Genomic DNA, 11,450 nt, shown 5'->3' on the forward strand with positions numbered 1-11,450 from the left:
ATGGTTTAAGGATGTTGTTGAATGTTACAGGGTTTATGGCGAAAACTAGCCTGCGGTCTGTTTTGTGTTTTTGCTTTTTTAAGTTTTTCTGCTTCTGCCGCCGTCCCCGGTAGTGTCAGTTATTTTAAAGCCTCCAGTACCTCGGTTACCGACGGTACCACCATTACTTTAAGCTGGGGCAAGCCTTCGGGTTATTCCGACACGGTGAAATATAATTTTTATATTTTTAAACCGGGCGATAAGCTGTGGAAGTATAAATCCCTGACCAGCAGTACTTCTTTAAACCGCTACATGACCATATTAGGCACCCATAAGTTTTATGTGGAAGCCTGTAATACCGAGGGGGCTTGTGGCCCCCGATCTTCCCTCAGTGTTGTAGTAAAAGAGCCGGTGCCGGGGGCTGTTAGTTCGTTCAGGGCCTCGAGCACTCAAGTGGCAGACGGCACCACTATAAGTTTTAGCTGGGGGAAACCATCGGGCTTTTCCGGCGCGGTAAATTACAATTTTTATGTTTATAAACCGGGTGACAGGCTATGGAAATATAAGTCGGGGATCACCAGTACTTCTTTAAGCCGCTATATGACCATAGCGGGCACCCACAGGTTTTATGTGGAAGCCTGTAATTCAAGCGGTGCTTGCGGTTCCCGTTCATCCGTTAGTGTGGTGGTTAAACCGCCTGTACCGGGTAAGGTAAGCTCTTTTTCGGCCTCAAGCACTCAGGTGACAGACGGCAGCAGCATTAGTTTAAATTGGGGGGCGCCTTCGGGTTATGGTTATGCGCTGCGATATAATCTTTATGTGCAAAAGCCTGGAGCTTCGTTGGTTAAGTTCCAGTCAGCCGTAAGCACTACAGCTGTTAATTACACCACAAGCGGTGTGGGCAGTTATGCTTTTTATGTGGAAGCTTGTAATACCTATGGTGATTGCGGTTCCCGTACTTCCCTTAACGCGGTTTCAAAGCCGCCGGTGCCAGGAAATGTCGGCAGCTTTACCGCCAGCAGCAGTGCGGTCACCGATGGCGAAAGGGTGCTTCTTAACTGGAGTGCGCCATCGGGCTTTAACTACCCGGTGACTTATAATTTTTATATTCACAAACCCGGTGACGTGCTTTGGAAATATCATTCCCTTACTTCGGATACTTCCCTGGACCGGTACATGACGATTTCCGGCACCCATATGTTTTATGTGGAAGCCTGTAACAGTGATAGTGTTTGTGGCTCCCGTTCTTCGCTTAGCGTTGAAGTAAGTGCGCCGCTGCCCGGCCCTGTAGCTTCTTTTTCAGCAAGTAAAAGCCTAGTGAGAGACGGCACGACTATTTCCCTGAACTGGATCGCACCGGTAGATTTCACTCAAACGCTGACGTATAACGTATATGTGCATAAGCCCGGTGATAAGCTATGGCTGTATAAGCCTAACTATACCGAGATTTCTTTAAACCGTTATATGACCATAACCGGCGACCACGAGTTTCATGTTGAAGCCTGTAATGTCGATAATGTTTGCGGCCCGCGCTCTTCCCTGAAAGTGTCTGTGATTGAGCCGATTAGTGTCAGCCAGTTTACAGCATCGAGTTATGAAGTCGTCGATGGCGAAACCATTACCTTAAGCTGGCAGTTGCCGGAAGATATCACCGAAAATGTGACCTATAACGTGTATGTGTTTAAGCCGGGGGATCAACTCTGGCTGTATAAGCCTGACTATACCAGCATTTCTTTAGGTCGCCATATGACCATAGCCGGTACCCATGAATTTTATGTAGAAGCCTGTGATGCTGACAAGGTTTGCGGGCCGCGTGCTTCTTTAAGCGTTGTTGTCAAAGCACCAGAAGGCGCTATTGATATTGATACCGAATTACTGGGAACTCCGGTGATAGACGGGAGTAACTGACCTTGAATTTATTTGATAAAAAATATTTACACCTGGGGTGTACTTAATTGACGAGATTAAAAGTGAATACTGATATGAAAATATCCTGCAACAAGGACAAGCATTAACCATGAATAACAAAATAAAAAACACCTGGTTGAGTCCCTGTGTTGCGTTCTTTTTGGCTGCTTCCGGAGCTCCAGCCCTGGCGGCTGGAAAAATTACCGCATTAAATGTGAATAACGATATTGCCACTTTTACTACGGAAGAAGTGAAAACACATGCCCAGTTAGGATGTGTTACTGGTGATGCTACGGCATGGGCAGTATCGACTACTGCCAATGACGGGCTATATCCATTATTGGCTATAGCGCAACAAATGCAGCAACCCCTTGAAATGTTTCAGGGCAGTGTGTGTTTATCAGGCATTGAAAAGCCTGAAATGATTTTTATAAATTATCAGGCTGCAGATGCAAATAAGCCAGTGGTTTCTTCCCTGCTTAATTTTGTTGCCCGAAGCCAGATAACTATGGCTGAAGGTGTATCCGCAACGGTTAAATTCACGCTTAAAGACAGTTTTGGCGGGCTGATTGTCAAAGACGCAACTCTGTCGAATGAAAAGTACCTTGCTGACTTTGGCCTGTTAACTGCCGGTGACTATACCTTGACCACATCGGTGAGTACAGGTAGCGGCAGTGAAATTGAAATAGTAGAAGAGGTTATAGAATTTAATGTTATCAGTTTTGCTAACCGGGCTTTGCAGGATAGTGATGGTAATTTGTATATCCAACTACCGCAAAGTTATGGCAGTAAGCTGCTTAAACTTAGCCTGGTCAATGGCGCTTGGAGCATTAGTGAAATTACGCAAGAGGAATGGGATTCATTAGTACTGTCGGTAAGTACTTTTACCTTTGAACCCGGCGAGTTTTCTCAGGACGAGTTTGATGATATTCGACTGTTTAATACCGAAACTTCAGATGAAACTCTTATTGAATATGGTGCAACCCTTGCCTTAGGTGATGCGGAAATTATCTATATTTATGATGATTTTGGTCGCCTAAAACAGGTGATCACCAAATAGTTAAAAATAAACCTGGGTGGCTGCTTTGCCTGACTTGCGGCTAACCCTGAAGTAATTATTATCGTATTTCTATATAGGCTAAAGTTATGCATCAAAAAACAGAGTCTGACACTAAGGGGATACCTGCCAGGCATTCGCTTATCTGTTTGTCTGAGCCTTTTGTGATCCCGTGGCTAAAGCCGAAAGAACAAAAATTCAAGCCCGTTACTTTTTGTTTGCAGAGTTTTCTATATCGCTACCTGTGTGGTGGTGAGTCTATGCGTTCATTAAGACAGGTGTCACGTAAAAAGCTGGCGTTGACAGGTTCTGGTGCTAATTACTTCGATGCTGATGTGATTAAGCTAAGTGAAGAAATAGCTCAATTTAGTAAAGCGGTTGATATTTTTTCAAATAATGATTTTTCTGTTGAAGTACTGAGAAAGGCTCATGGCTGTTTTTCTATTGAGAATGCCAGCCATTTTAGAACAACAGCCGGTTGGATAGGAAAAAGTGCCGAAGAGTCTGAGTATATGCTTCCGGTACAGCCGGATGAAATTGCAGGCTATCTTGATAACTTAGTAGAGTTTTTACGGCTTGCGCATGTTGAGACTTATCAGAAAGCGATTATTGCTCATACTCAGCTATTAAAAATCCATCCGTTTGCAGATCTAAACGGCAGAACAGCTAGGGCACTAATGGTCAGTTTGCTTCGCCGGGAGCAAGTAGATGTTATTCCGCCTGTATTTTTTCGGTATTTATGCTCAAGAGAAAGTTATCTGCAAAGTGCTAATTCGGTTGGGTTGAATGACTTGCGACAAACAGAACATGACTTTTGGCGGCAGGCTTATTTATGGGCGGAGTCTATTGAAAACGAAATCAATTTATTGGTGGAGAAGGTACAAAATATTTTGGTATCAGCCACCGTATTAACCGGTATCAATGCTGATAGCCAAGCGTTACTTAAATACCTGTGGCAACAACCTCTTGTTACCACAAAGCTTATTTCGGCAAAGTTAAACATGACTACAGTCCGGGCCAACAGTGCCATCAATCAATTAATCAATTGCCAGGTATTAATACCAAGACAAATCAGCAGCACGAGTAGAGATGTTGTATTTGAATGTCACGAAGTGATGAAGCTTTATCAAGCTGTTGAAAGTAAATTATTTAAGGTAAAAGAATAAAATGAAATTCAATAAATTAAAAACCGCATTGTTTTGCGGCTTAATGACCGGGCAGATAACTTATCAGCCGGTAGATGAGCCTTTTCTTGATGATGAAGATGTTTCGACTGTTTCAACAGGCTGGGCTTGGGGAACAAACAACGCATTAGCTGCCAGTTCTCTGTGTGAGACCGGTGATGAAAGTGCCTGTCACGCAGAGGAGGAAGCAAGACAAGAGCAGCAAAGACAAAATGAAGACGAAAATAATATTGAGCGTATATTGATCACAGGGACTCCTATCAGCCCCCCTAAATATGATTATGAAGCTGCTATGAACGCGCATAACCTAGAAATATTAGCTCATGCTATGAGTCAGTCTTTTACTCTTTATGGTGAGCCGTCTGATAATGATAATCACGTGGGTGATGATAAGCTTTGTGGGAATCCAATCGATTATCGCAACGGTTTAAAAGTGGAAACGTTTACCGATTATGCTGCGTCAGGATTTAACCCGTTAAGTATCAAAAGAACTTATAACATAAAAAATAAAGATTTTAATGTCAGAAATAATGCTTTTGGCAGTGACTGGCGTTCGATTCATGACTTGGCGATGCATACGAATGCTACATTTGAAACCGGTGGTGAGTCGTCATTTGTGTATTTATACCGTATGGACGGCAGTTACCAAAAGTATAAGCGCTATACCACAGGTAACTTTTACCATGAAGACGATTATGATAAAGAGATAGTATTAGTCTTTGAAAACGGCTTTTTTACCTATGAAAACGCCAGAGGTTACCAAGAAATTTATTATGCGGATGGTCGTTTACATCAAATTGTTTATAAAGACGGCACTACCCATACCTATAGTTATAATGGTGATTCGTGGGAGTTTGATAAGGTTACTCACAGTTCTGGCCGTTTTCTGGCATTTACCTGGACTAATGGCCGGGTTTCACAGGTGCTTGATCAGGCCTCCAATGCATATAATTATAGTTATGATGACAAGGGTTTATTAACCAAGGTTACTTATCCTGATAATGATAGTGTCAGCTACCACTATAAAGATACTGGTAATGACAGTACCAACGGCGGTCGTTATCGTTATGTATTATCTGGGGTTAGCTATAACGACAAGCAATACGCTTGGTTTGAGTATAATGAAGGTACTAGTGCCGGTAAATATGCTATCGAATCTAGGCACGCCAATAATATTGATAAATATACCTTTGATTATGTGCCTACCAATAGTGCTTTAACTTCAAGCCCTAATATGGAAAAAACAACGATAACCAATCCATTGGGGCATCAAACCGTACATGAATTTGACTATTATACCGGGGCTGAAAAAGTCGTTACTAGCTTGGTAAGTGCTAATTGCCCTCAAATGAACAAACAAACATCTTATGATAATAATGGTTATGTAGAAGAGGAGATTGATGTAAACGGCAATATCACCCTCTTTGATTATAATAATGATGGGATGTTGATAGAAAAAACAGTAGCATCTGGCACTCCTGAAGAACAAACAATCACTTATGAGTGGGATAAAGATTCAGGAAAGATTCTTAAGGAAACCGGGCCAAACCTGATTAAAACCTTTGAGTATAACGACCGCAATATGACTACGCTTATCAGCCTGCAGTCAAATGGTAATGATGGCCAGCCGATATCAACAGTTACTCAGCTGAAATATGATTACGTTTTTTATGATAACGGCATGCCGAAAACTATTACCGGTACGAACTCTAAAGGTGAAGTTACCGTAAAAAGTTATAACAGTTATGGTGATTTGACTTCAGAAACGGATGGTTATGGCGGCACGGTTACCTATGAAAATTATGATGATCATGGCCGTCCCGGTAAAGTCACCACTGTTGATGGTTTGGTAACAACTTATACTTATACCTTACGTGGCCAAGTTCAATCACTAACCGAGTATGCAGTCGATGCGGGTATTACCCGTACTTTTAGCTATGAATATAATGTTAAAGGGCAAAAAACTAAAGAAACCATGCCTGATGGCAGTTATATTACCTATGCCTATGATGATGCCTATCGCCTAATCGGAAAGAGTCTGAGTAATGGCTATGAGGTTAGTTATTCCCTAGATAACATGGGGAATATCTTGTCTGAAAGCTTTATTGAGCCTATGTCTGAAGCTGAAATAGAAGCAGCTAGTGCTGGTGGTGAGCCTGCGACAACAAAAGTCGTTTTAACGACTACTAATACTTATGATGAGTTAGGCCGTAAATTAACGACAGCTGTTGATAATATAAAATACAGTAATAGCTATGATAATTTAGGTAATATTATTCGCCAGAGTACTCCATCAGGTGAGTATAAGTATACGTATGATGCCTTAAACAGGCCACTTAAGACGACTAATGTATTAGCGTTATCCACTGTAATGACTAATGTTTATAACGCCTTTGGTTTGTCTAGTGTTACAGGCAGTAGTAATCAGGTAACTGAATTTTCCATTGATGCCTTTGGAAATAACCTATCGGAAGATAGTCCGGATAGAGGGCTTATTGAATATAGCTATGATATGGATACATTGAGTATCAGTACTGAAACCACAGCAAATGGGGTTGTAATTACTTATACCGATAGCTTATCGGCCAATACTTTAATCAGAACAAAACAAGCAGGTAATAGTACGCAGGAAGTACATACTTCACAGCAAGGACTGATTAAGTATTTTAGTGATGGCACTGGTGAAACCAGTATCAGTTATAACTCGTTATTGATGCCAACTCAGCAAGTGAGCAAGATCGTCACAGGAGTGAATGAAACAAGTTATACCACTAGCTGGCAATACGACGCGTATGGCAGGGTAAAAGGGTTAACTTATAATGATGGCAGTTCGGTAAGTTATAGTTATGATGTGCATGGCCAGCCTAGTGCTATTACTGCAACTATCAATGGAGTGGAAATTCCGGTTTTCAGTGAGCTGAATTTAAATGCCTGGGGTGCCGTTAATAGCTTTAAGTATGGTAACGGCATTAACCGTACTTTAACATATAACAGTAATGGTATGGTAAAAACTATCGACTCAACAGGGGTGCAAAGTTTAACTTATATAGATACCTATGATCTTGGGCAAATCAATAAAATTCAAAACAATATTGATGGCAGAGTATCAACAAGTAACATGGTATATGGGAGTGGGCGACTGGGTTTTTATCACTATGGTTCAGAAACCAAACAGATCACTTATGATGGTTCAGGCAACCGGAAAACGTTAAAAACGATATCGAGCGAGAATCTTCCCGAAATTACTTACAATTATGAAACTGGCAGCAACCGTTTAATCAGTGAAGTCAGTACTGATGAGACCTTAACCTATAGTTATGATAATGCTGGTAATGTGGTTAAGCGCGCTAGTACAAAAAACCAGTCTGCGTCAGCAATGATAAAACATAATGCAAGCTATGAATATAACGCTTTAGGGCAGCGGGTGGTTAAGCGCATAAGCAATGAAAATAACATAGTAGAAACGCATTTTATTTATGACACTCAAGGTAAGTTATTATCAGAAGGGCATAATAAACATTATGTTTATAATGGTGATGATATCGTTGCTTTAATTCAGGATGGTGAGTTGTATTATGTCCATAATGACCATCTTGGCCGGCCGGAAGTTATCACTGATAGTAATAAAGAGATAGTATGGTTGGCAGATCTGGCACCCTTTGATCGTAAAGTGGTACATACCCAGATAGGGGAGTTTAATATTGGCTTCCCTGGCCAGTATTATGATAGTGAAAAGGATTCTTGGTATAACATGTTTCGGGATTATGATGCTAAAACAGGGAGATATTTGCAGTCTGACCCTATTGGATTGAGTGGGGGGATAAATACCTATGCTTATGTCGGAGGAAATCCTGTAAATGCGGTAGATCCTTTAGGGTTAATTCGAATGGATGATCCCAGGTGGGGGGTGCCTGACTGGGCTTATAACCCTCCGGTGCCTGATGAAGTGAGTTATGGTGGCACTCTCAAGGTAGGTGCTGGGCAGTTTTCTTACGATTCGAAGGCCGGACTTTCTTTCCAACCTATGGTGGGTTATAAGTTTGGTGCTACGGTTAACGCATGCTACAACATGAAAAAACAAGAAAGTGCCAATAGTGGCGGTAGTGGTAGCTGTGATCAGCATGAAAAGAAGTATAATACAGACATAGGTAAAGTATCGATGAATGCTGGAGTGGTTGGCGTAACATTGTCAAATGGTAAAGCTTGTGCAGAGGTTGGACCTGTAGTTGGTTCCCCTTGGTCTTATGTAACTCCAGTTAACATTAAAATCGGAGGTTAAATGATATATATAAGCTTGTTTATATTTCTTGTTGTTCTTCAGTTTATGGCTCCGATACTGGCTAAAAAGGTAAAAAATCGATTTTTACAACTTGGAATTACAATGAAGTCAGACCCGAGTACTTCTTGGTTGAATGTAACAACATTTTGGAAAGAGGCCCACTCATTGAATGTGTCAACTAAAGATTTCTTAATAACAAAATATCTTTGGATTTACAAAGGTTGGTGGTGCTTGATTATTGGAAGTGCGGTTGCTTTGTTTTTTGGTTTAGGTTTGAATTAAAAAAATGGGGACGATCTAGGCTTTATTTAAGGTGGAATTAACGCTGAGAATAAAGCCATCACCCGTGCCCGTAAAGAACAAGTACTCTTAGATGAAACGCCCTACTACCACTGCATTTGTCGCTGTGTTCTAGGGCGTATTTGTGTGGGGAAAATAATACTACCGGGCAGAGCTTTGGCCACAGAAAACAATGGTTGGTAGATAGAATTACCCGGTTGGCCTCAGTGTTTGCTATTGATATTTGTGCTTATGCCATCATGAGTAATCACTATCATTTGGTGCTCAGGGTAAACCAACACCAGGCTCAGCAATGGGATAGTCGAGAAGTAGCGCTACGTTGGATGCAGCTCTTTAAAGGGCATCCATTAGTAGACAGGTATTTATCAGATATTAAAACCACCCAAGCGGAAAAGGATAAGGCGCTTGAGCTGATTGAAAAGTGGCGTAATCGATTATTTGAACTGGGCTGGTTTATGCGTTGTGTGAATGAACATATTGCGGTGCAGGCCAATAAAAAAGATAACTGTAAAGGCCGCTTCTGGGAAGGACGTTTTAAGTCCCAAGCCTTGCATGATGATACTGCTTTGCTGGCCTGCATGGCTTATGTTGATTTAAATCCTGTGTGGGCGGCAATTGCAGATACCCCGGAGAACTCAGATTTCACCAGTATCCAACAGCGGATAAAAGCGCTAACCAGTGCTAAAAAAGCTCTGCTATTACAACCCGATAAAATACTCCCTTTTACCGGCTATAAACCTCATGGCAAACCAAGCCCTGGGTTACCCTTTAAACTCTTTGATTATTTAAACTTGGTGGAATGGATCGGGCGTTGTATCAGGGAAGATAAACGCGGTTTTATCCCGCCCGATATCAAGCCTATGTTTAAGCGGCTCAATATCAATGAAGATGGCTGGTTAATGGTAGTAAAAGACTTTAACCGCCACTTTATCAATGCTGCCGGCAGTCCGTCAAAAATGAAAGCCTGGGCGGGAAAAAATCGGCGCAAGTGGTGCTGTACGCATATGTCGCTACAGCTCTATGCCGGATAATTCTATGCTCATAGCAGTATTTCTTTAGCATGTTTTTCAAATGGTTGCTTTTCGTGTACAGCCTTCTATACAGTACTTACAAACACGCAAAATATTTAATACCAACCCCGCCGGATTTATGTCGTGTTTTGTACTATTAGTTAAAGATCCCGCAATAACCCGCCACACCCGAGGAGGTCATTTACCAGCTAAGAACTTAAGCAGATAAACCAGGCGCTATCCCCGAGTGCTAGTAACACCCGGAGACAGCTAACCAAAACGAACTTTAAAGGAGTCCGTCATGGCTGAATATCATCATACGCCAGAGCTCTGTCCGGCAAAAGTAAAATATCCCCGCTATCGCCAGTTCACCGTACTGGAAACTACCTGCGAATCGGCAGCAAAAACCCGCGGCCTGGGCATTAACTATGTCCCGGTAAACCTTGAACCTTGTATTGTACTGCGGGGAAAATGGCTCCGCCAGGCCGGTTTCCCTATCGGGCAAAAGGTGAGTATTGTGATAAATCCGGGAGAAATTCTTATTACGCTTAAACAGGTTTGCTAAAGGCGGTCGAATGTTGCCGCTTGCTGGCAATTGGCTGAAAAGGGAGGTCAGTGCTGATTTGTTGTTTTACAGCCGTCTGTTGTGAACCACTTGATGCTTGTGGAATTTATTTGGCCGGGTTGGGGTTAACATCAAGGGCTCAGGGCAGTCGTTAACCTCAACCAGGCCAGGTTACTGGTTACTTTTTCATTAACCGGCGGCTAAAACCACCACCTATCAAACCTAAGGCTAATAGCGCAATACTGGTGGGCTCAGGCACGGCGGCCGATGCTGCACGGCTAATTGCCAGGTGATCAAAGGTGAAACCGTCGGCATTGGCTCTGCTGCTTAAAATTGTTACCGAATGGATCAGTTCATTGCCTTCGGCGTTGATTTTTAAGTAGCCGTTGCGGCCGTTGCTGCTGGCGAAGTTAGCATGATCTTCGAGGTAACCGTAATCCTGACCGTTGATTTGCAGGGAGTGAAGGCCGCCATAGCCGGTTTCTACTTGAGCCATGCCGGTACCGAAACCGGTAATGCCGCCTTCAAAGAAAAAAGTGATGCCCTGCACCCAAGTACCACTCCAGCGGTTATTGCCGCCGTTGCCGTTTGACAATACATAACCATCATCCCAGCTTAGACCGGGGTAATTTAATACGTTGACCAGTTCGGTGCTTTGCTCTGTATCGGGGTTGATAAAGGAGTAGCTGAGGCCGTCAATCAGCTGGGTATCATCAAAGCTTTCTATTTCATAACCTGTGATCCCTAATGCGGCATCCATGGCAGAAACATCTGAAGAGTAAACCCCGGGGGCATAAAAGTTGATCAAGCTTGCCTGGCTGGCTGCACTGGCAAGTAAGAAAGAGCTGGTTAAGAGAAGTTGAGAGATTTTTTTCATAGAAGATACAACCTAATTATGTGGAATTATTATTTTGTTGCTTACCTTTTGTCATCCTGTTGATTTGGGTAAGTCCTGCCTGTTGCGCACTTGTTTGATGAGCATATATGGTGCCAAATGTAACCGAGCTGTAATCAAGATATAGATTTTTGTTGTAACTGTATGATTATAATAGCCTTGTTTGTTTTTTTTCTGTGTCTGTTTTTCAGATGAAGTGTTAGCGAGCTAAGGTTGAGGCGGCAAGAGTTGCCGCCCGAGCGGCTTATTGTTGCCATAATTTGATTGAATTGT

Annotated in this window: 8 protein-coding genes; 7 read left to right on the top strand and 1 reads right to left on the bottom strand. The window is 42.3% G+C overall.

Translation table 11 applies throughout. The annotated features are described in order from the left end of the window. Positions 1 to 21: 21 nt before the first annotated feature. The 7 genes from QL234_RS00590 to QL234_RS00620 all read left to right on the top strand — a co-directional run bounded on the left by QL234_RS00590 (position 22) and on the right by QL234_RS00620 (position 10,282). The gene (locus QL234_RS00590) at positions 22 to 1,887 is read left to right on the top strand and encodes a hypothetical protein (protein WP_281555932.1); all 1,866 of its coding nucleotides are present in this window, start codon (positions 22 to 24) and stop codon (positions 1,885 to 1,887) included. A 109-nt stretch (positions 1,888 to 1,996) separates the two neighbouring features. Beyond that, a complete protein-coding gene (locus QL234_RS00595; protein WP_281555933.1) occupies positions 1,997 to 2,947 on the top strand; it encodes a hypothetical protein in 951 nt (316 codons plus the stop codon). 86 nt (positions 2,948 to 3,033) lie between these two features. Further along, positions 3,034 to 4,110, top strand: coding sequence for a Fic family protein (locus QL234_RS00600; RefSeq protein WP_281555934.1), 1,077 nt, complete (start codon positions 3,034 to 3,036; stop codon positions 4,108 to 4,110). Between the two features lies 1 nt (position 4,111). Next, on the top strand, positions 4,112 to 8,407 hold the full coding sequence (locus QL234_RS00605) for an RHS repeat-associated core domain-containing protein (protein WP_281555935.1): 4,296 nt from the start codon (positions 4,112 to 4,114) through the stop codon (positions 8,405 to 8,407). Continuing rightward, the gene (locus tag QL234_RS00610; protein WP_281555936.1) at positions 8,408 to 8,689 is read left to right on the top strand and encodes a hypothetical protein; all 282 of its coding nucleotides are present in this window, start codon (positions 8,408 to 8,410) and stop codon (positions 8,687 to 8,689) included. 194 nt (positions 8,690 to 8,883) lie between these two features. After that, entirely contained in the window at positions 8,884 to 9,738 is an 855-nt protein-coding gene (locus QL234_RS00615) for a transposase (protein ID WP_281555937.1), read from the top strand. Positions 9,739 to 10,018: 280 nt separating this feature from the next. Further along, entirely contained in the window at positions 10,019 to 10,282 is a 264-nt protein-coding gene (locus QL234_RS00620; RefSeq protein WP_274052964.1) for a SymE family type I addiction module toxin, read from the top strand. Between the two features lie 178 nt (positions 10,283 to 10,460). Here the strand turns inward: QL234_RS00620 and QL234_RS00625 are convergent, their stop codons facing one another. Continuing rightward, positions 10,461 to 11,159 (bottom strand): PEP-CTERM sorting domain-containing protein, encoded by a 699-nt coding sequence (locus QL234_RS00625; RefSeq protein ID WP_281555938.1) that lies wholly within the window; start codon positions 11,157 to 11,159, stop codon positions 10,461 to 10,463. Between the last annotated feature and the right edge of the window lie 291 nt (positions 11,160 to 11,450).

It is taken from the genome of Thalassomonas sp. RHCl1 (assembly GCF_947387555.1).
Classification (GTDB): domain Bacteria; phylum Pseudomonadota; class Gammaproteobacteria; order Enterobacterales; family Alteromonadaceae; genus Thalassomonas.

What these genes read in the sequence shown, in the direction of transcription:
- QL234_RS00600 (WP_281555934.1), top strand. Translation starts at nt 3,034, where the DNA reads ATGCATCAAAAAACAGAGTCTGACACTAAGGGGATACCTGCCAGGCAT.
- QL234_RS00620 (WP_274052964.1), top strand. Translation starts at nt 10,019, where the DNA reads ATGGCTGAATATCATCATACGCCAGAGCTCTGTCCGGCAAAAGTAAAA.
- QL234_RS00625 (WP_281555938.1), bottom strand. Translation starts at nt 11,159, where the DNA reads ATGAAAAAAATCTCTCAACTTCTCTTAACCAGCTCTTTCTTACTTGCC.
- QL234_RS00595 (WP_281555933.1), top strand. Translation starts at nt 1,997, where the DNA reads ATGAATAACAAAATAAAAAACACCTGGTTGAGTCCCTGTGTTGCGTTC.
- QL234_RS00610 (WP_281555936.1), top strand. Translation starts at nt 8,408, where the DNA reads ATGATATATATAAGCTTGTTTATATTTCTTGTTGTTCTTCAGTTTATG.
- QL234_RS00605 (WP_281555935.1), top strand. Translation starts at nt 4,112, where the DNA reads ATGAAATTCAATAAATTAAAAACCGCATTGTTTTGCGGCTTAATGACC.
- QL234_RS00590 (WP_281555932.1), top strand. Translation starts at nt 22, where the DNA reads ATGTTACAGGGTTTATGGCGAAAACTAGCCTGCGGTCTGTTTTGTGTT.